A 19,467-nucleotide genomic window follows, 5' to 3' on the forward strand; every position below is an offset into this window, starting at 1 on the left:
ATTATTCATGTTCATTTTTTCACATCTATGTAGTAATATTTATTCCAATGGGATTAACGATTATTTCCTATTTATTATATATGAAGGTAGGTTACAGAAATGATAAAACTGATAGCAACAGATGTTGATGGAACTTTGGTTAAGGATTCTTCGCCAGAGCTTTATCCTGAAATGATAGAAAAGATTAAAGAACTTCGAGAAAGAGATGTAGTAGTCTGTATTGCAAGTGGAAGACAGTTTACTAGCATGGAGAAGATGTTTAGAGAGGTCAAAGATGATTTGATCTTTATAGCTGATAATGGAGCGCACGTGAAATGTCGTGGAAATGATATGCATGTGGCAAAGATGAATGAAGAATATCTTCCAGAGTTAATTAATCAGCTCAGATCGTTTGAAGGGTGTGAACTGATCTGCGAAGCACCAGGACTTACATATATAGAATCTCGTAATCAGGATTTTATCGATTTCATTAAAAATCAATATAGATGCGATTATAAAGTTGTAGATGATGTTCTTGCTGAGGGCAATGATATTATTAAAGCTTCTATATTTAGAAGACCATCAATCAGACGGATTGGGGAAGAGATACTGATTCCAAAATGGAGCGAGCGTTTAAAAGTGACAATGGCTGGCGAAGATTGGGTGGACTTTATGGACAAGTCCGTTGATAAAGGAAATGCACTTAAATTCATTCAGAACTTCTTTGGTATTAAGCCAGAGGAAACAATGGTTTTTGGTGATAATAATAATGATATAGGAATGTTAGACAGGGCAGCAGAGAGCTATGCTGTTGAAACAGCTCCAGATGCGGTAAAGGCACATGCAGCTCACATCTGTCCATCATGGAAAGATAAGGGAGTATATCAAATTCTCAAGGATTTATAAAATATTCGTGATATAAGTAAATTGGATGAATAATTAACACAATTCAAACAAAAACTGGTTTTGGGGTAAATAGAGCTACTTTAAAAAATATGCAAAAAACACTTTACAACCTGCAATCAGGATGATATTATAATCGAGCACTGAGGGACAACAAGTCACACACAGCAAAAGAAATAAACGAAGATTGATAACTGAACAGTGAAACAAACCTTGAATTAATACGAGTTTTTATAACATGTATCCTTGAAATTCATTTAAGTTTCTTAATGAAACGAAACCTTTATTAGTAAACAAGTCAGTTTTGTGCTGACCTGGAATTGAACTCAAGCAACTTGAAGTTGCTTACATATTTAACATGAGAGTTTGATCCTGGCTCAGGATGAACGCTGGCGGCGTGCTTAACACATGCAAGTCGAACGAAGCAGTTTATTACGATCCCTTCGGGGTGACGATTTACTGACTGAGTGGCGGACGGGTGAGTAACGCGTGGGTAACCTACCTTGTACAGGGGGACAACAGTTGGAAACGACTGCTAATACCGCATAAGCGCACAGCTTCGCATGAAGCAGTGTGAAAAGTTTTTTCGGTACAAGATGGACCCGCGTCTGATTAGCTAGTTGGTGAGGTAACGGCTCACCAAGGCGACGATCAGTAGCCGACCTGAGAGGGTGACCGGCCACATTGGGACTGAGACACGGCCCAAACTCCTACGGGAGGCAGCAGTGGGGAATATTGCACAATGGGCGCAAGCCTGATGCAGCGACGCCGCGTGAGCGAAGAAGTATTTCGGTATGTAAAGCATACATAAATCGAATGTTAACCCTACAGTTTTCTTGAAGTCCTCTTAGTGAAATATATCCTTCACTCATAAAACCGAATAGTACGGTTTTCAACATTTTGACTGGATTATATCTGATTCTGCCAAGCTTATGCTCTGGCACATTTTTCAGATACTTCTCAAGATTCATACCTCCCACGAGTTCGTCAAAAGTAAAAACCGGATCACAGATATCCAAGCAATCTGAAATAAAAAATGGTAAAACGCCCTGATTTAGAGTATTATAAGAATTGGTTTGATTGATCATGGTAATATTTTACCATGAAAAAAGAGAAGTAATCGGCTGTTTCCAGCTATTACTTCTCTTTTTTTCATGAGCTGATTATTTCACAGCCCCTTTTAATCAAATAAACTCATTTGCTGATATCTCTCAGGCAGTTCATTCATATATTCAAAACACTCCTTTGGTGTTGACATAATACCGTTACTCTTGCAAATATTTTTAAAAACTCTCGTTAACGCTTGTGAATTAGGGCTTGGCAATTCATATGCATTTCCATATGCATTTATGTAACGCTCCTTCATTCCCGGGAAATGCTTATCCAGCGCCGCGTAATAATACTCCCTATCTCCATCACGAAGTGTGAGCCCCATTCCAAAATCTATAACTCCTTTTACTCCTACGCGGGCGCACTCATTTAGGATAGCTGTGATATTTTCTTCTGTATCATTTATATAAGGAAGTATTGGTGTGAGCCACACAATCGTAGGAATCCCTCGCTCCTGCATCTTCTCAAGCACCTCTATACGACGCTTTGTATTACAAACATTGGGTTCCAGAATCTTACATAACTCATCGTCATAAGTTGTAAGAGTTATCTGCACTATGCATTTTGCGTTTCTATTGATTTCATCAAGCAAATCAATATCTCGTAAAATCCTGTCTGATTTTGTCTGAATCGCCAAACCGAAACCATTCTCTAAAATGATTTCCAAGCACTTCCTTGTCAGCTGCAATTCCTCTTCGCAATGCATATAAGGATCTGACATTGCCCCGGTTCCAATCATGCACTTCTTCCGCTTTGACCTCAAAGCCATTTCCAGCAGTTCCGGTGCATTCTGCTTCACCTCAATATCCTCGAAGGCATGGGTAAACTGATAGCATTTGCTTCTGCTATCACAATAGATGCAACCGTGTGTACATCCTCGATATATATTCATTCCACAGTGTCCCCCACTGGTGGTTAGAATTCCCTTTGCATCAACAAAATGCATATTTCAGCCCCCGGTTATTACTTCAAATTTTTAAGAAACAACTTTATATCTCAGTCTTATGTACGAACAATCAAGCACTTCACAGCTTTCCAATTCCAACACTCCAAGTGCAGATAATTCGTTCGCCTTTGTTATCGCGCTTCCATCAATCAAAGTAGATGTATTCTTTCCACCAATCAACACTGGCGCCACAACGATATCCACATAATCAAATAATTTTTCCCTAAGAAACATTCCATTGATTGTACCGCCACTTTGAATTGTTATCCTTTCGCAGCCATTCTTTTCTTTCAACTCAACTAGTGCTTCATAAAGAGATAATTCGTCCTGATATATAATATGTAGGTTTTCGGCTTGAACATTGTAAGCAGGATGATTCTTATTTGAAGTTATCAATACAAATTCTTTAGATCTTGCGCAGAAATATTTTACACCCTGCTCGATCAAATGACTGTTATCAAGAAGAACAAAGGACACTGGCGTCTTATCTGGCAGCTCTTTCTCATTCACGCCCATCTTCTCTTGAACTCTTCCTGTATTAAAGGACCACAAATCTGTAGTCTGCTCAATTTCATAATACTGCGAAAGCCCTTCCTTAAGCCCATCTATATTGGGAAAATCTTTATCGATATCCAACTCATCTGATGCCCCAGGGCTTATCTTCCCATCCACAGACATAATCATAAAAAGTGTTGTGATAGGTCTTCTAGTCTTATCTCTTCGATCCATTTTTTGTTCTAACATTATTACTTCTCCCTGTATTTATTTAGTTCCATAGGAAATGATATGACATCTTGCCGCTAGGCAAGCATCTGCGATGATATGTTTAGAGTCAACACCATAATCCTTAAGAAATCAATCCCTTTGTAGCTACTTTCTCTCGGAACTAACGGCATCAGCATCTGAGCCAAAAATCCATAACCACAACCAAAATCTATAATCTTTACAGGCTTATCTATCTTCCACACACATTTAACAAGGAATTCAAAATAATCATTGTTCCACATATGCTGTCTGGTGCTTGCTAAGTAATCTTTTTCTTGTCCCCAATCCTTCATGTCTATTGTCCCTTAAATATCCTTCGCCCTTATAGCCTATCATTTTGAAATAGTATACTAAATCCTAAGTTTGTTGCATAGTTTGATTATAGCAAAAACTCCTTTATTTTCTGCTCCACCAGCTTAATGTCTATAGGCATGTCTGCGGATTCCATTGTAGTAATCAAGTCTTTGCCTAGAATGTACCCATTCTTCTCATAATTCTGTATCTTTAAAAATTCTTTGTAGCATACTCCATATCTGAAACAATTCCTAAATGCTCCCAATATATTGTTTTTCTGGTTCTGACATTTAAGACAACAAAATCCGGATACACAGTGTTATATCCTAGCTCCAGCATTGGCTCATACTGATATGGCACACCGTACTTATCCAACGCATCAGCTATAATCTTTTCTGATTTAGAGCGCACCATTTCACCACGGTTTATCTGATACATTCCTTCTTCTGGATATGTGTTCTGCATACCTGGATGTTCTTCATACCATCTTTCTATGAACATCTCATTAGTCTCTATTATGGGTTCGACTAGTCGCTTACGTCCGTCAATCAAATTCGAATATATACCAGTAATATCGTCAATATCATATAAGTTTAGGAATCTGCTCAAACGCATCTGTAAATCTATAAGTTTTTTATTTACAGCTAAATCGTAATCTCTTTGTATAAGTTTCTTTACAGTTTTGATTTCCTCGATATTCATATACTTTCTTATACCAAGAGTTTTATCTATGTAGTAATACTGCACACTTCCATTACATTTAGATAAATGAATGTGCCCCGAAGGTGCATCTTTATATTTTGCAATATTCTTGTTAGACAGTTTTATCAAACCATTTAATTCCTTAAGTTGTTCTTCTAGATGATACTTATAATTCTCCATTAAACCTCCAAAAATCTTATTTTTTTCAAGATACAGTTTTTTTAAAAATCCTCAGAAAAACACTGTAGTGCTCAAGCTCGTCAAACTATCTGTTACAGTGTTTTTCAATGTTTCTCTCAAAAACACTGTATCAATTTTCTTATATACAACATCAATACCGTTTTATTTGCATTTCACCCCAAAAACACTGTGCCACAAAATCTAAACTTACAGTGTTTTTTCATAAAACTATCAAAAAAACTGTACTTCCATTTTTTTCACAAGTCCAATAAGCTTCCTTCTACAGTTTTATTTGGTGAATATCCAAAAAACACTGTAAAATGCCTTGTTTAGCTCTTGTTTAATAAGGATAAACTGTGACGAATAGCCACAAAAGTGATAAAAATAGATGTATTTTCATAAATTATTTATAAATATAACGTGCGTGTTTCAATTTGTCAACTTGCAATCAAAATTCTTTTATCCGTCGTATATGCGCCGTCCTCCAATACCAAATAAAAACTACTTTCCAATAAATAGAGCTCTGTACAAAGGCTCTTTCCCTAAAAAAGAACTCGTGATTCAAAAATCACGAGTTCCAATATCCCCATGCTTTACTTTCTTTTGGCGCTTTAGCCTAGTCCCTATTATCATCTTTTGTGTCATCAACAGGTCTATCCCTCATGAGGTATTCTTTATCATCATCTATCATTTTAAGCATGATATCCGCAAACTTCGGGTCAAACTGGCTGCCTTTGCCCTTCTCTATCTCACCTCTGACTATTTCCTGAGGCAGAGCACCTCTGTAGCTACGGTTACTGGTCATAGCATCATAGGCATCCGCCACAGCAATCATTCTGGCCTCTTCAGGTATATCATCCCCCGAAAGTCCCTGTGGGTATCCTTTGCCATCAAATCTTTCATGGTGCCATTTAGCACCTGCTGCAAGCTCCGGCATCTCTTTGATATTATCCAGAATCTTCGCACCAATTCCAGGGTGTTTTTTTATGCAGGCAAACTCCTCATCTGTAAGCATTCCTGGTTTATTAATAACTTCATCAGGAACTCCAATTTTTCCAACATCATGGAGAAGTCCCATCATGAAGATTTTCTCCTGCCTCTTCTCATCATAGCCATATCTTTTGGCTATCTCTTTGGAATAATCTGCCACTCTTCCAGAATGACCATTCGTATATTTATCCTTGGCATCAATGGCATCCGCAAGGCTTTCTACCACGTGGATGAAAAGATTCTCATTTTCTTTGGTCTTCTCCTCAACCATGCCTTCAAGGTTCTTCTGCAGCCTGACAAGTTCCACGGCATGCTTTACCCTGAGCACAAGAACATTGGCAACAAATGGCTTTCTGATAAAATCCATTGCTCCAAGGGATAGGCCCCTTGTCTCGGCATCTTCATCCTCATTGGCAGTCAGAAAGATTACCGGTGTATCTCGCCACAAACCCTCACTCTTTTTCAGCTCCTTAATAACCTCGAAGCCATCCATCTCAGGCATACTTATATCCATTAGTATAAGCTCTGGCGGGGGGTTATCCTTCATGTGCTCAAAAAGTGCTTTTCCGGATTTGAGCGCAACCACCTTAAACCCTGCACCTGTAAGGGTGTTCCAGGCTCCTTTAAGAATTATAGGGTCATCATCAACAACTATAATCTGTGGAATCATTTTCACCTCCATAAGGCATTTCCTTCCATCTATGATTTTAAACCCGTTTATACATCAACTTTATAGTGATATACTCAACCTATACAAACATTGAAACAGCCCATGGAGGAACCGTTCAATGAACATTAATATTCCAGGTATCGATACAGAAAAAGCAATAAAAAACGCTGGTTCTGAGACGCTTTTCACTGAGCTTCTTGGGGATGTCTACAAGCTCATGGATACGAAAATTGAAAAGGTCGAATCTTATCTTTCACAAAAAAACATCCAAAATTACACTGTAGAAGTTCACTCTCTCAAGACCACCTGCCGCATGATTGGCGCCATGGACCTTGGCGAAGATTTCTATACCCTTGAAAAGCTTGGAAAAGAAAACAATCTGCAGCAAATTGAAAAGCTTACTCCAGCGGTTTTAAACTCTCTTAGGTCGTTAAAGCCTTACCTTGAGCCATTCGTTTCAAAAAATGAGGATGCTAAGACTGACTTCGACAAGGCCACCGTTTCAAATATCCTAAATAGGCTCATCTCTGCAATAGACGATTTTGATCTCGGTGCTGCTGAAGATGCAGTAAAGCAGCTATTATCCTATAACTGTAATGAAGCGCTCGCTGGCAAGCTGGATGCGTTGGATAAGCACGTCACCAATCTTGACTACGAAGATGCAAAAGAGGTGGCAAAGCAGATACTTGCTAGTCTCTAAGTGACTTTAGTCAGTTGGTATTGTGCCATAGCCTTCCACTGCTTCCTCCACTGTCATTTTTCCATTTATCACCGCATAAGCCGCGGCCCTGAACTGTTTTACTGCAGTGTCCATTATTTCTATATCCCCAAAATTGACAGTCCTTTCTTCTGGGAAACCTGAAAGTGAAGCATATACTTCATCAAGGGAATAATCCTTTGTTGGAGTTATAAGTCTCTTCTCCTGTGCCATAAGACCAAGCTCTTCTTCATTTGTAAGAAAGCGGATAAACTCATTTGTCATATCAAGGTTTGCGCTATTCTTATTTATACAGAATAATAAATTCATAGAATCCATATAATAACCACCTTCATCTCCTGAAGGTGCTACATAAAAATCGTACTCAAAAGGATTTGCCTCAAATGCTTCTGACTTACTCTCGCGCTTTTTTGTTCCAGAAACAACATCTCCAGAACAAAGCATCATAGGAACATCCCCTTCGAAGAATCTCATTATTACTGCATTGTAATCGTCCTCTATTTCAGCCGTGCACTTATCAATATCTATGCAGCCGTAATCCACCAACTCCTTCAGCCTGCTTAATGAAGCACGCATAGCTTCACCTGCTGAAGGCACCAGATTATTCAAATCATCCTCAATACTTCTATCATCCTTTATGTTTTTGGCGAACATTGGATATGCAAAGGCATAGCCGATTCCCGGTGTCGTGGAGGTATTGCTGCCCATTACAGGGGATTCGTAACCAGCGGCCTTAAGCTTATCGCAGGTATCCTTTAACTCCTCAAATGTATCTGGTACATCAAGGCCTTCTTTTTCAAAGATATCCATGTTTACAAGCATCCCGTAAGAGGTTGCAAATACTGGAATTGCCAGTATTTCGTTGTTTTCCATCTCCCATCTAAGTCCTTCACGGATGCAATCAAGATTAATCTCAAGCTCTGGAGCAGAGAGAACCTCAGCACCATCAAACAAGGAGTCAAATCGTTCGTCTCCATACATCCATGGCTGTACCACATAGATATCAGGCGTCTCCTGCCCAGCCAGAGCCTTTGCTATAGTATTGGTGTAATCATCAAGGTAGGTGTACTCTAGCTCGCCATTAGGATAGTAAGCATAGAATCTTTCAAATTCACTTTCCAAGGATTCAAAATTAGAATAAGTTCCCACAACCGAAAGCTTAAACTCAGTGTCTGACTGGTATTTAGGAGAAAACTCTTTGTTTGCTCCCTCTTGTTGACCTTGGCTTTGCTCTGTGCTTTGGCTTTCATTCTGTTTTGGCTCCTGAGTCTGGCCACAGCTGACAGTACTTAGAACCAATACCGTCATAAGGATTAGTGAAGTAATTGTATTATTTCGTCTATTCATGTTCTCTCCTTTCTGTATCTGTAGTTTCAATGGCTTCCTGCTTCTGCAGATAAGACATTGCCTGCTCTTCTGATTTAACTAACACCACGTTATATTTATCTGTTAAGCGAGCCCTTATCTTCTTTAAAAATCCCACATTCTCACTGACCACAAGGATACTATGCAGGTTCTCGTCTTTGCTCTTTTCTTTGCTCTTTTCTTGTTTCTCTTCTGCTGCCATATTTTCTACATTAGTCACCAGGTCCTGAGGCAAATATGTAAGTAACATATTCTCAAGTTTATTTGTATCAATTGGTTTAGTCAGATAGTCATCAAAGCCTGCATTTATATAGGTTTCACGCATACCTGAAATTGCATTTGCGGTAAGACAAATCACTGGCGTCTTCTGATTAGGAGTGTCGCTGCACTCTTTCATCTCCTTAATAGTTTCGATTCCATCCTTATCCGGCATCATGTGATCTAAGAAAATTACATCGTAGAAATTCCGCTTAAATAGGGCGATGCAGGCATCCCCACTATCTGCTGTATCTATCTGCATCTTTGTGTCACCAAGCAGACTAACAAATACCTTCAGGTTAATCTCATTGTCGTCCACCACCAATATTCTGGCCTTAGGCGCTGCAAACTTCACTCGGTAAAGCTCCCTGTTGTTCATGAGCTGCTTAACAGCTGAAGCAAACTCGCCAATTGGCTCCCACTTCACCACTTTTTGCTTCAGCTCAAAAGAAATTTCAGAGCCTTTTCCGTACTCACTTTCCACTTGCAGCTTACTACCCATCATATTAAGAAAACTCTGAGCTATAGCCATTCCAAGTCCCGTACCTTCTATATTTCGATTATTCTTTTCTTCTATTCTCTCAAAGGCTTTAAACAATCGGTCTAAGTCTTCTGTTTTAATTCCTACACCAGTGTCCTTCACGCTGACATGAAGATTTACATAGTCTGTGGCAGCTTCACATTTACTGCAGGCTATAGAAAAAACAACTTCACCCTCTTTAGTATATTTAACAGCATTTGAAAGAATGTTAGTTATAACCTGCTTAATTCTTATTTCATCGCCCTGTAGTAGCGTTGGTATATTAGGATCAACCTCAAGCCTAAGGCTAAGCCCTTTTTCATCAGCCTTTCTCTGAACCATGTTTACAAGATCATTCAACAGTGATGTAAAGTTATACTCCACATTAATAATTTCCATTTTGCCTGCTTCAATCTTGGAAAAGTCGAGAATATCATTAATGATTCCAAGTAAGGTATTACCTGCGGTCCTGATATTCTCAGAGTATGTCAGTATTCCCTTATCCTTACTGTCTCTTAGTATCATTTCATTCATGCCTAAAATTGCGTTCATAGGCGTTCTGATATCATGAGACATTGTTGAAAGGAAGTAGGATTTCGCTTCATTTGCCTGGTTTGCAGCCTCTGCTGCCACTGACAGCTTTCGATTAAATTTAAGAAGAATTGCCAGGTTAAAATGAAGAAGCACGACCAGTCCCAACGATACAATTCCCAAAAGAATCCAATCTATCGACCTGTTTGCCATCAGCTCCTTCGCTGGAATATATGCCACCAGGAACCAGTAATCCAAATTACTTAGAGGCGCATAGGCTATAACACTGTCCTCACCTTTGGAGTTACGGATATGCATAGAACCAATGTCATTGCGAATTGAATCTACAACCTTGTTATATTCCTGAGTAGACATAGGATTGTAGGATTTGAAATACTCAAAGAAATTGCTGTTTTTCAGTGACTTTCCGTGAATCATATAATCTCCATCCCAATCGATAAGAGATATTTCCACGTTTTCATATTCACCCTTCAAAAAAACAAGCTTGTGCTCTAGACGGCTCACAGGAACAACACGAAGTAGCAGGCCCTCTCGCATAGTGCCTGTTTCATCATCTACAACCTTCACATTATTCAAAAAGGCGATAGACTGCACGCCACTCAATGGGTTGGTATAAGCTCTTGTCAGGTTTACAACACCATCTACATTACTGATTTCAAGATTTTCAAAAATATTAATATGGGAATAATTTACTGAGTAATCTGATGCGTCGGTAGAACTAGCAGTAGTGGAAATGCCCGCCATTGACCCATCATCAATATAGATAAGATGTCCTGAAATTTCAGGAGATATTTTTGCTTTTCTTATATATGAAATTGCCTCCTCAACAGTCATAGGAGTGCCTGCCTCCGCAGACCTGTTGATGTAATTTGACCATATATCACACAGATGCTGTTCATCCTCCAAATAGTTGGAGATAATCTGCTCTGTGGTAGTTGTCATCTTCTCAAAAGACGCAACAGAAGTACGGTTTGACTCTTCTGCCCTATCATTGGCATATTTAAAGATAATGAAAAGAATCAAACCTACTATCAAAATATTAATAATGATAATATATCGTTTCTTCAATCTGCGTCCTCTGTAAACTCCAAATCGTTATACAAACTAACACAAATTTATTTTATCATTTACTTATTTTTATATTGTTAAAAAAGTATGATTGGAGTGTTATTATTGCCCCCGGCGTATAAACGGCTCCCTAATATCCTTGTTCAATAGCTCACCATAGGCATCAACCTTACGGAAAGTATTCCCCATCATCTTATTATTTCGATATTCTCGGCCATAGCAACATATCGGCCCCATTATCGGCTGCCTCAGATATTGCATCAATTATAAGTTGTGAATTCCTATCTACCTCACCGTTTATTGCTCGCTTCTGATCCCTGACCTGTATGTGAGCCTGGGTGAAAATTATAATATTGATTTGGGACCTGTTCCATTCTCTGCAAATCCTGCTTAAGCATATCAAGTGCATTGGCTCTAGTCTCTGGCTTTGCCGAGCAAAGATTCATGGTGTAGCTGGCGTCCCATTGCTTCATATCCGTTTGTCACTGATAAGTGACAGCCTATATATATCATTAAAAATCTCCTTACTAGTCATATTTTTCCGATGAGCTTATGCTTCCTCAACAAACATTCCGGTAAGTCTTGGTACATTAAATCGGCTTACAAACAAATCGCATTTACATAGAAATGTGAAAAAGGCGTGATGTCCTTCACCTGCAAATGATTCATAATTTGCCTGCCCCTTTGACAGGATAACATCTGCATTATCTATTGCTTTTTGCGCTTGCTCTGGAAGCCTTTTATAGACAGTTCCTGCAATCTTCTCACCATTTGTAATTACGGTAAATTCATCTGTCAAACCAACATATTTTGCATCTTCCATTGTGGCATCATTATAAGCTTCGCCACCTCGAACCATCACGGTAATATCTAGTTTTGGAAAACACTTTTTAAGCTGTCGCAAAAATAATTTATCCAGCACAATCTCTCCACAATTATCTGTGAGGAGCAAAAATGATTTTCCACTGCTGCACTGATTGCAAAAAGAATCAAATGTTGCCTGCTCATCAGCTCTCATGTCAGTGTCGTTGAATAGTTCTAAAAATGTATTTTCATCTACATTCTGCATCACACCAAAATCGATGTAGTTTCCAATTCGAGCCATCACAAGAGCAGTAGCAAGCGGATTATCGCTTGCTTCTATTTTCTCTTCTAAGCCCTGTTCCATGGAAAGTACTAAATCATTATATTTTTTATTAATGTCTCTAAAACTAGGCATTGGTCCAATGTATTTTTCATATGCCTTATTAAATGCAAAATTCATCTCTGCACTACATGCATTTTCATCACGATTATCAAGTATATTTTTAACCTCTTTTAAATATTCCTTGTCATCAGTCTTTAGCTGTTGTCTATCATACATGCATTTTGCACAACTTTGTGTCAGTTTCATTCAATATAGTCTCCTCTTCCATATGCAAACTCTTGGGCCTGCCTTGCAATTGATTATATCAAATCTAGCGTCAGCTGTTCATATCTCTCAGGCAAATCATTCATAAATCTGAAGCAATCATTAGGCTTATAAAGGATGTTATGAGCTTTGCAGGTGTCCTCAAAAAGTCTCATAAGCTTTGCATTGTTAGGACTTGGTACATTATAGGAATTACCATAGGTTCTAATGTATTTTTCTTTCAATCCTGGAAAATTTTTATCCAATGCCTCATAAAAATATTCCCTGTCACCTTCCCTTAGGGTCACGCCCATATCAAAGCAAATAATGCCCTTCACACCCACTCGGATGCATTCTTCAAGTATCGCATTTACGAAATGCATTTACTCCTCCATTGTCATTGATAATTCTACCTCATCCTCATCCACTACCCCAGTCTCTTTAAATCCAAGACCATGATATAGTTCTAATGCTTTATTATTCTCTAAATTACATGTTAGAGTCACTCTATCCGAGTTTCCAAAAGGCTTGGTTTTAATGTAGGCCATGACCTGCTTTAGAGCTTCTTTTCCATAGCCTTTGCCCTGATCCTTTTCGTCAATCATCATATGCCAGATGTTATATTCTGGAATGTCATAGTCGTAAATCACCATCACATAGCCAACCATCCTATCATCATTATAAATCCCAAATGGCTGACATTGGTCACGATATATATAGGCCTGCGCCAAGCTGCGTATTGGATGAGAAACGTATTTTTCCTGTCCTTCATCTAGCTTCAAATTAAATGCATCGATAAAGTTTTCTTCTGTTATTTTTCTAAGATTAATCATGTGAATCCTCCATAAAATGTTAATGCTAGTTCCTAAAGTCTTGTATGAACATCTATGAAGGCCTGTGAAATGTAAAAGAACTGTCCTTATTATACAAAAATACCGTGGCACCTAGCCACGGTAAATAGAATTCTTTTTATGAAACAACCGAGGCCTTCAACAGATATTCAGAAATAATATTTTTTCTATTCATCATAATTGAACACCTCCTCTTTCTTTGATTGTTTATAAAATGGATTATACACAGGTTTTATAAGTTGTGCAAGACAACATTAGAGTTTTAAAACTGCTATGGTTTCTTCTCCATCCATATCGCCATTTTCGACAAAACCATATTTTGCATATAATTTCTTGGCGGTTTCATTTTCTGGTTCATAAGACAGCCAACAATATTCTGCCCTTCCACATGGAAATGACTTGATAAAATCGAGCGCAAGCTTCACAGCTTGTGCACCATATCCCTTGTACTGATATTTTTTATCTATCATTAAGCGCCAAAGATTGTAATTTCCAGTTGCAATGGCTGGCGCATCATCCCAATAATCATCTTTATCAAAACCAATCATTAAGAATCCCACAGGAATATCACCATCATATATTCCAAATGGATATGCATATCCATGGGCGGTAATGGTTGTGTATGCCTCTATAATACTTGTATCATTACTAGCCACAAACTTCCTCTGAGAGTCCTCCACCGAAAGCTTCAATAACTCCCATACATTTTTTCCATTCACTGCTTCTAGTCGTATCATATTCATTATCTCCCAGAATCTCTTAATATGTATTCCACCTCATCAAGCTTGCCTGTAATATGATTTCTATTTCCGGTATGAACAAATCCCTGTCGCAAATACAGGCGCTCCGCGCCCTTGTTATTCTCTAATATCCATAGAGATGGGATTAGTCCCAACTTCTGAATCTTAGCAACAACATAGCCAAGCAATTGCGTTCCATACCCTTTGTTTTGCTGTGACGGTAAAACATATAAATCTTCTATAAGCCCCTCATTTATCGATACAACCGCAACTGGCTCTTTATCATAAAGCAGATAAAATTTGCTACCGTTTTTAATTTTTTCTCTGATATATTCCATCTGGTGCTCCACATCATGCTTTAAGATAAAAGCTTCATTACAAAATGCACGATGTGATTCCTGCCATGATATGGAATGAATCCTTGCAGCATCAGCTATGTTTTTTTCCGTTACTGGTACAATTCTTTTTCTTGCATCAATTAAAATAAAATCATCCACATTAAATACCTGCAATATTACCTCTAATCTTTTTCATAATATACGATATCCATTCTGCTGCCAACTCATATCTTGCGTTTTAATAATCCTCTTCTTCAAGAAGTATATTAGCTGTTTTTAGCAATTCCTCAGCTCTTTCATACTGGGTACCAGCTATTCTCCTCTTCCATCTTTGCTCCTACCCCTTTCGATTATTTTTTACATATAAAACATAAAGGTTAGGGCAAAAAAAGTGGTAGCACATAGGCTACCACCTTTTAAATGTTTTACACTTTTTTTCCAAAGCTATTATTGTATTTCAACCTCTACCTTATCTTTTCCGCCCTCATCGTCAGGCCACATGATAAGTGATTTAACTTCTTCTATATCTACAACTCTATCGAAGCATCTTGAGCAAACCGCATATTCTTTTGATTCATCAGCAAATCCATCAGAGCCGCCATTGGCTACGTATGGCATTCTTGTACCATCTTTCATCACAAATCCAGTAAACTGTGGAATTCCTAGGCAATCTTCGCTTGCCTCAAGTTTACCATTAACCTTGTAGTTTACAGTAATAGATACAGGCGATATATCAATAGTTGTAATAGTGCAATTGCTGTTTGGAACGTCCTTGTTTACCTTAATTGTTTGGCTATTACTAACAGTTGGAAATTCTAAAGCAAAATTCCAATTTCCTTTTACACGCTCATCGTAAGATGCTGCAGCTTTAAATACTCCAAGAGATGTGAAATCCACATGAAGTGTATTTCCCAAAATTGTATTCAATCCTTCTACAGCATGAATTTGAATTACATATTCTAGATCACCATTCTCATCAAGGTAATGTCCGATAAAACCATCCTGCTCTAGTGGTGAACCATCTTCATAGACTCCCATACCATTGTCATCAATCATGATTCCATCATAGAAAGAACTGCTTCCATTTAACCATGATGATTCTGAACCTTTATCATCTCCTAAATAATAGTCTACCTCTGCGCCAGGTTCTTCCTTTTCACTCACGTTTAGGCCTGAAACCTTGAAAGAAACATAAGCAAATTTATCATCAACCACAACTGTATCTGGAGAAATTGTTACCCCCTGGTCTGTCACCTGATATGATGAATAATCTTTAAGCTCTGGATAAACGATAGCCTGTCCCTGCTCTGTCAGAGTCTGTTGCTGTACATCTGTTGATTTTAGCGCTCCACTCATTCCTCTTCCCCAGAAATGGTGTATTGCAGCTACTGCTGTCGCTGAAGCAAATAAAACTAGGCAAATACATGCTGCAACTGACAATCTTTTATGGAATTTAACAACTTTTCTTCCTTCAGAATATCTATATGCTTTTGCCAAAATAGTATCATCTATTCCAACCATGCTTATATATAAATCTCTACTTTTCATGATGCTAAATATCCCTCCCTTACAAGTCTTCTCTTTAGCTTTGCTCTTAATCTGCTAAGTGTCACAGACACATTATTACTAGTCATATTAAATTTCTTTGCAATTGTACTGATATCTTCTGTATAGAAATATCTGCAAGAAAAAATGTACGCTTCTTTTTCAGGCAACTCATTTACGAAGTCTCTGATAATCCCTGACAGCTCGGTTCCAAGAATTGATGATTCAACATCAGATGAACCTGGGATACATTCATCTAGTTCATCTAATACATCCGCTATCTGTCCACCGCCCCTTTTTTTCGCTATCATACTTTCGTATTTATTAAAAGCAATGTTACGTGTAATCTTCCCCAAAAATATTCTAAATATCTGAGGTCTTGTTGGTGGAATTCTCTTCCATGCTTTCATGTAAGTGTCATTGAGGGTTTCTTCAACATCCTCTGCACACTTTAAAATATTTCCTGCTATAGATGCCAGATAATTACCATACTTAATATCAGTCTCTTCTATTGCACGCTCATTACGATTGAAATATAACTCTATTATCTCCTCGTCTTTCATTATTGCTCCCTTCGAATTTTTATTTGTAGGCCTTACATCTATATAGACAGGATTTAGATTTGTGTATTACATATTTTTTAATTTTTTTCAACATAATAATGGGGACCCTAAAAGAGTCCCTTATAATTGGTACCTATTCTTTTTTTAATTAATTTTCTTTTTGGTCTATATTGTTCTTTTTTAATATTCTGTATATGCATTTTCTTCATCATGGTCTATTAAAAATCCCTGATATCCAATTACAATTCCATCTCATAGCAAAGCATTGGCTGCTCATATATCTCACACTCGCCAACCTTGTTAAATGGGAAGGCAGAATAACATTTAAGTGCTTTTAAATTATGTCTATTTACCAAGAAGTGCAGGCTTTTATAGCTTCTGTCTTTAAGCTCTTCCAAGCCTTTTTCTATCATTTCTTTTGCTAAGCCTTTACTTTGACAATCAGGGCTAACTGCAAGACGTGAAAGTTCGCCGCCAGGTTGTAATTCAGATGTCCAACACTCCAAATTATTAACCTCTTCATCGTCATCAACGGATATTGCGGCTATTATCTTGCCCTCTTGGCGCATTACAAGTAGCGCATCTCTAGATAAATCAAAATCGATTGTTTCCATTGAAGGATAGTCTTCATTCCATGGACAGTATTTCCTGCCCAACTGAGATTTATATAGTTTAAGAATTTCGTCTTTGTCTTTTGTTGTAGCTTTTTCTATTACTCGCATGACCATTCAACTATTTCCTTTACATCATCCTAAAATATGCTTATATTCCTCCAGCAGCTCATGGGAATACTCCTTCTGAGAATATAATCATTATTTTATCAATTCAAACTCTTCACAAATAACTTTTGCATCTTCACTAAAAGCCATATCTATTGATTCAAGTTCGCTCTCCAAGAATTCTTTATGAACCTGACGCCAATAATCAAGGCTTCTATCGCCTTCACCCTCTTTAAAAGCATGCTCTGCAGTTACATCAGTAAAAGGACAAATTGTTCTGCTGTCATTTTATATTTCCTTCCTCAAATACACCATGTCTACCAACTGAACTCCTTCCTCGATAATAGGATGATCATAATTATCCAGAAAGAAGTTTTTTATTTTGTGATGTTTCCTAAACCCACATTTTTCATAAAAAGGAATGGTTAGTGGGCTATCTCCAGTCCCTACTTGTAGTGTCATATATTTCCCCGCATACTTCTCAGAAATAAATTTTATGAGAAGTCTTCCGTACCCCTTACCGTGAGATTCTGGAACGACTGCGATATTCTTTATTTCAAGGACACCATTACCTTCATCTGTGACAACACATTCTCCTTTCACACCGTCATCATCTAGCACATACATAGTTCCTTTATCCAGGTATTTATCAATCATGTCCTCCTGCTCATCAGCAAGAAAAAGCAAATCCATATAATCTCTTTTATTAACTACTACTTCATATATTTTCATAGCTCGAATGCCCCTAATTTTTGCATCTTCTACTACTCTGTCGCCGATTCAAGTAACCGTATAGTTTTTTGATCAAGATTGATTTCACATTTTATCCCTAATGGTAGCATTCCGGTAGGAACAGCGTGACCTATGTTTACATTGTAAATAACCGGCAGGGATTGACAGTTAAACTCATTTAACACAGTACGATAAACCTCTTTGTACTCCTCATAGAACTGCTCATCCTGAGTTTTTCCAACAACAATTCCCTTGATTTGATTCAGTATTCCTTGTGCGCCAAGGTTCCTCAGATAATATGTTATCAGCTCGGGACTTAGCTTATCTTCACTTGTTTCAACAAGAAGAATCTTGTCTTTCCATCCATCACAATCAGGCCATATCTTCCTTTCAATAATCTCGCTGCCTGCTCTACAAATACACAGTCAGAAAATTGTGTTTTTTAGTAGTTACTCTTCTATTGAATCCAGAAACGCCTTTACATCCTCATCAAATTCCTCTGGGTTAGCAAAATGAACATCGTGACCACATTTATCAATTACATACATTTTTTTCTGTGGAGCTGTAATTGCTTCATAGTATTCTGCAGTCTTGTCAGTTGGGCAAACCCAATCATCCGCGCCTGAAACAAAACAAACTGGCACTTCATAATCTAATGAATCATCATATACGCTAAATGTCATCAGTGTGTCATATAAAGGTTTGTTTAGCTCTACGAACCTATCAACATCTCCTAGTTGCTTTGAAAACCACTTCAAATCGTCAATGTTTGTATATGGCGAAAACCATGCTAGTCCTACTTGGCCTGACTCATTTTCTACAGGATGATATTTAGAAGTATATCCTCTCAACGTAATTAATGTTGGAATGCCAGGGTTATCGCAGAAGTTCTGGAAAGCATTGTCCATATCAGTTGTATCATCTCCTGCCAATTGTGCCTTAGCAACAGCATCATGATAGCTATATATATCAGCATCCTCTAATGAAACTAGCTGACCTATACCAATATAAGCCTGCACCTTTTCAGGATGCTGCTTTACATAAGTACTTCCTAAAGTTGTGCCATAGGAATGTCCCATGATTATTACTTTATCCTGGCCAAATCTATCACATGCATAATTGACGAGTTCATCCAAATCATCTAAAGCTTGATCAAAAGATACTGTTTCGTTATTTGGATCTTCTTTTATGTTTTTATAATAAGTCCTTCCACAACCGCGCTGGTCCCAACCAATAAATGTATATTCATCAGTAAGATAATCAGAAAAACAATAAGTCATGAAAGTATCTGGTCCAGCAGGTCCGCCATGTAAATAAATAATTACAGGATTAGTCGCATCCTGACCCATCATCATTACATATTGTTCCTGCCCATTAATATCAATATAGGTAGTCTCATTAACACCATTCTTGTATAAGATTTTGTGATGGATATAGTTTAAACCTCTAAATCCCACTGTAGCTAGAAGACACAGGAAAATTAGCACTGCAATAATTATTCCTATTACTTTAGCTATTTTTAATGATATATTTCTCTTTGTTTTCATACCACTCCTTAGCTTCTACTGA

Annotated in this window: 22 protein-coding genes and 1 other annotated feature; of the genes, 2 read left to right on the top strand and 20 right to left on the bottom strand. The window is 37.9% G+C overall.

The features are described 5' to 3' along the window. Window positions 1-99: 99 nt before the first annotated feature. Window positions 100-885, top strand: a complete 786-nt coding sequence (locus FXF36_RS05265; RefSeq protein WP_151622801.1) for a Cof-type HAD-IIB family hydrolase — start codon at window positions 100-102, stop codon at window positions 883-885. Window positions 886-1,244: 359 nt separating this feature from the next. After that, window positions 1,245-1,776 (top strand) — a sequence feature (16S ribosomal RNA rRNA prediction is too short). A gap of 286 nt (window positions 1,777-2,062) precedes the next feature. Here FXF36_RS05265 and FXF36_RS05275 read toward each other — a convergent pair. From FXF36_RS05275 to FXF36_RS05295, 5 genes are all read right to left on the bottom strand, one after another. Next, window positions 2,063-2,938, bottom strand: coding sequence for an SPL family radical SAM protein (locus tag FXF36_RS05275; protein ID WP_151622802.1), 876 nt, complete (start codon window positions 2,936-2,938; stop codon window positions 2,063-2,065). Between the two features lie 30 nt (window positions 2,939-2,968). Beyond that, a complete protein-coding gene (locus FXF36_RS05280) occupies window positions 2,969-3,682 on the bottom strand; it encodes a dihydrofolate reductase family protein (RefSeq protein ID WP_243143580.1) in 714 nt (237 codons plus the stop codon). 56 nt (window positions 3,683-3,738) lie between these two features. Beyond that, a complete protein-coding gene (locus FXF36_RS05285) occupies window positions 3,739-3,996 on the bottom strand; it encodes a class I SAM-dependent methyltransferase (RefSeq protein WP_151622803.1) in 258 nt (85 codons plus the stop codon). 211 nt (window positions 3,997-4,207) lie between these two features. After that, a complete protein-coding gene (locus FXF36_RS05290) occupies window positions 4,208-4,879 on the bottom strand; it encodes a PDDEXK family nuclease (RefSeq protein ID WP_151622804.1) in 672 nt (223 codons plus the stop codon). 616 nt (window positions 4,880-5,495) lie between these two features. Beyond that, window positions 5,496-6,539: an HD-GYP domain-containing protein gene (locus FXF36_RS05295; protein ID WP_151622805.1), complete on the bottom strand. Its 1,044-nt coding sequence runs from the start codon at window positions 6,537-6,539 to the stop codon at window positions 5,496-5,498. A 118-nt stretch (window positions 6,540-6,657) separates the two neighbouring features. Here FXF36_RS05295 and FXF36_RS05300 point away from each other — a divergent pair, with 118 nt between their 5' ends. Further along, on the top strand, window positions 6,658-7,239 hold the full coding sequence (locus FXF36_RS05300) for an Hpt domain-containing protein (protein ID WP_151622806.1): 582 nt from the start codon (window positions 6,658-6,660) through the stop codon (window positions 7,237-7,239). 6 nt (window positions 7,240-7,245) lie between these two features. Here FXF36_RS05300 and FXF36_RS05305 read toward each other — a convergent pair whose 3' ends face one another. The 15 genes from FXF36_RS05305 to FXF36_RS05380 all read right to left on the bottom strand — a co-directional run bounded on the left by FXF36_RS05305 (window position 7,246) and on the right by FXF36_RS05380 (window position 19,445). Further along, the gene (locus FXF36_RS05305; RefSeq protein ID WP_151622807.1) at window positions 7,246-8,604 is read right to left on the bottom strand and encodes an ABC transporter substrate-binding protein; all 1,359 of its coding nucleotides are present in this window, start codon (window positions 8,602-8,604) and stop codon (window positions 7,246-7,248) included. Continuing rightward, the gene (locus FXF36_RS05310; RefSeq protein WP_151622808.1) at window positions 8,597-11,020 is read right to left on the bottom strand and encodes a response regulator; all 2,424 of its coding nucleotides are present in this window, start codon (window positions 11,018-11,020) and stop codon (window positions 8,597-8,599) included. Before FXF36_RS05310 ends, FXF36_RS05305 begins: the two co-directional genes overlap by 8 nt. A 290-nt stretch (window positions 11,021-11,310) precedes the next feature. Beyond that, a complete protein-coding gene (locus FXF36_RS05320; protein WP_174819716.1) occupies window positions 11,311-11,493 on the bottom strand; it encodes a hypothetical protein in 183 nt (60 codons plus the stop codon). 77 nt (window positions 11,494-11,570) lie between these two features. Next, entirely contained in the window at window positions 11,571-12,413 is an 843-nt protein-coding gene (locus FXF36_RS05325; RefSeq protein ID WP_151622809.1) for a damage-control phosphatase ARMT1 family protein, read from the bottom strand. Window positions 12,414-12,466: 53 nt separating this feature from the next. Then, complete coding sequence (locus tag FXF36_RS05330; RefSeq protein ID WP_243143581.1) at window positions 12,467-12,793, bottom strand: hypothetical protein; 327 nt, start codon at window positions 12,791-12,793, stop codon at window positions 12,467-12,469. Next, a complete protein-coding gene (locus FXF36_RS05335; protein ID WP_151622810.1) occupies window positions 12,794-13,243 on the bottom strand; it encodes a GNAT family N-acetyltransferase in 450 nt (149 codons plus the stop codon). A gap of 272 nt (window positions 13,244-13,515) precedes the next feature. Further along, window positions 13,516-13,998 carry a GNAT family N-acetyltransferase gene (locus FXF36_RS05340; protein ID WP_151622811.1) on the bottom strand — a complete coding sequence of 161 codons (483 nt, stop codon included), beginning with the start codon at window positions 13,996-13,998 and terminating at the stop codon, window positions 13,516-13,518. A gap of 5 nt (window positions 13,999-14,003) precedes the next feature. Further along, window positions 14,004-14,498 (bottom strand): GNAT family N-acetyltransferase, encoded by a 495-nt coding sequence (locus FXF36_RS05345; protein WP_243143582.1) that lies wholly within the window; start codon window positions 14,496-14,498, stop codon window positions 14,004-14,006. Between the two features lie 288 nt (window positions 14,499-14,786). Next, window positions 14,787-15,887, bottom strand: a complete 1,101-nt coding sequence (locus FXF36_RS05350) for a DUF4179 domain-containing protein (RefSeq protein ID WP_151622812.1) — start codon at window positions 15,885-15,887, stop codon at window positions 14,787-14,789. Next, the gene (locus FXF36_RS05355; protein WP_151622813.1) at window positions 15,884-16,447 is read right to left on the bottom strand and encodes an RNA polymerase sigma factor; all 564 of its coding nucleotides are present in this window, start codon (window positions 16,445-16,447) and stop codon (window positions 15,884-15,886) included. The genes FXF36_RS05350 and FXF36_RS05355 overlap by 4 nt, the downstream gene beginning before the upstream one ends. 239 nt (window positions 16,448-16,686) lie before the next feature. After that, window positions 16,687-17,175: a GNAT family N-acetyltransferase gene (locus FXF36_RS05360; RefSeq protein ID WP_151622814.1), complete on the bottom strand. Its 489-nt coding sequence runs from the start codon at window positions 17,173-17,175 to the stop codon at window positions 16,687-16,689. An 84-nt stretch (window positions 17,176-17,259) separates the two neighbouring features. Beyond that, window positions 17,260-17,439 carry an ASCH domain-containing protein gene (locus tag FXF36_RS16915; protein ID WP_243143604.1) on the bottom strand — a complete coding sequence of 60 codons (180 nt, stop codon included), beginning with the start codon at window positions 17,437-17,439 and terminating at the stop codon, window positions 17,260-17,262. Window positions 17,440-17,454: 15 nt separating this feature from the next. Further along, window positions 17,455-17,898: a GNAT family N-acetyltransferase gene (locus tag FXF36_RS05370; RefSeq protein WP_174819717.1), complete on the bottom strand. Its 444-nt coding sequence runs from the start codon at window positions 17,896-17,898 to the stop codon at window positions 17,455-17,457. Between the two features lie 32 nt (window positions 17,899-17,930). After that, complete coding sequence (locus FXF36_RS17000; protein WP_151625683.1) at window positions 17,931-18,323, bottom strand: S66 peptidase family protein; 393 nt, start codon at window positions 18,321-18,323, stop codon at window positions 17,931-17,933. Window positions 18,324-18,347: 24 nt separating this feature from the next. Continuing rightward, the gene (locus tag FXF36_RS05380) at window positions 18,348-19,445 is read right to left on the bottom strand and encodes an alpha/beta fold hydrolase (protein ID WP_151622816.1); all 1,098 of its coding nucleotides are present in this window, start codon (window positions 19,443-19,445) and stop codon (window positions 18,348-18,350) included. Between the last annotated feature and the right edge of the window lie 22 nt (window positions 19,446-19,467).

The organism is Pseudobutyrivibrio xylanivorans (assembly GCF_008935055.1).
Classification (GTDB): domain Bacteria; phylum Bacillota; class Clostridia; order Lachnospirales; family Lachnospiraceae; genus Pseudobutyrivibrio; species Pseudobutyrivibrio xylanivorans_A.

Excerpts from the sequence above, each read along its gene's own strand:
- FXF36_RS05285 (WP_151622803.1), bottom strand. The coding sequence starts at position 3,996 with ATGAAGGATTGGGGACAAGAAAAAGATTACTTAGCAAGCACCAGACAG.
- FXF36_RS05290 (WP_151622804.1), bottom strand. The coding sequence starts at position 4,879 with ATGGAGAATTATAAGTATCATCTAGAAGAACAACTTAAGGAATTAAAT.
- FXF36_RS05380 (WP_151622816.1), bottom strand. The coding sequence starts at position 19,445 with ATGAAAACAAAGAGAAATATATCATTAAAAATAGCTAAAGTAATAGGA.
- FXF36_RS05280 (WP_243143580.1), bottom strand. The coding sequence starts at position 3,682 with ATGTTAGAACAAAAAATGGATCGAAGAGATAAGACTAGAAGACCTATC.
- FXF36_RS05305 (WP_151622807.1), bottom strand. The coding sequence starts at position 8,604 with ATGAATAGACGAAATAATACAATTACTTCACTAATCCTTATGACGGTA.
- FXF36_RS05275 (WP_151622802.1), bottom strand. The coding sequence starts at position 2,938 with ATGCATTTTGTTGATGCAAAGGGAATTCTAACCACCAGTGGGGGACAC.
- FXF36_RS05355 (WP_151622813.1), bottom strand. The coding sequence starts at position 16,447 with ATGAAAGACGAGGAGATAATAGAGTTATATTTCAATCGTAATGAGCGT.
- FXF36_RS05335 (WP_151622810.1), bottom strand. The coding sequence starts at position 13,243 with ATGATTAATCTTAGAAAAATAACAGAAGAAAACTTTATCGATGCATTT.
- FXF36_RS05265 (WP_151622801.1), top strand. The coding sequence starts at position 100 with ATGATAAAACTGATAGCAACAGATGTTGATGGAACTTTGGTTAAGGAT.
- FXF36_RS05330 (WP_243143581.1), bottom strand. The coding sequence starts at position 12,793 with ATGCATTTCGTAAATGCGATACTTGAAGAATGCATCCGAGTGGGTGTG.
- FXF36_RS05350 (WP_151622812.1), bottom strand. The coding sequence starts at position 15,887 with ATGAAAAGTAGAGATTTATATATAAGCATGGTTGGAATAGATGATACT.
- FXF36_RS05340 (WP_151622811.1), bottom strand. The coding sequence starts at position 13,998 with ATGATACGACTAGAAGCAGTGAATGGAAAAAATGTATGGGAGTTATTG.
- FXF36_RS05325 (WP_151622809.1), bottom strand. The coding sequence starts at position 12,413 with ATGAAACTGACACAAAGTTGTGCAAAATGCATGTATGATAGACAACAG.
- FXF36_RS05370 (WP_174819717.1), bottom strand. The coding sequence starts at position 17,898 with ATGAAAATATATGAAGTAGTAGTTAATAAAAGAGATTATATGGATTTG.
- FXF36_RS05360 (WP_151622814.1), bottom strand. The coding sequence starts at position 17,175 with ATGGTCATGCGAGTAATAGAAAAAGCTACAACAAAAGACAAAGACGAA.
- FXF36_RS05320 (WP_174819716.1), bottom strand. The coding sequence starts at position 11,493 with ATGAAGCAATGGGACGCCAGCTACACCATGAATCTTTGCTCGGCAAAG.
- FXF36_RS05295 (WP_151622805.1), bottom strand. The coding sequence starts at position 6,539 with ATGATTCCACAGATTATAGTTGTTGATGATGACCCTATAATTCTTAAA.
- FXF36_RS05300 (WP_151622806.1), top strand. The coding sequence starts at position 6,658 with ATGAACATTAATATTCCAGGTATCGATACAGAAAAAGCAATAAAAAAC.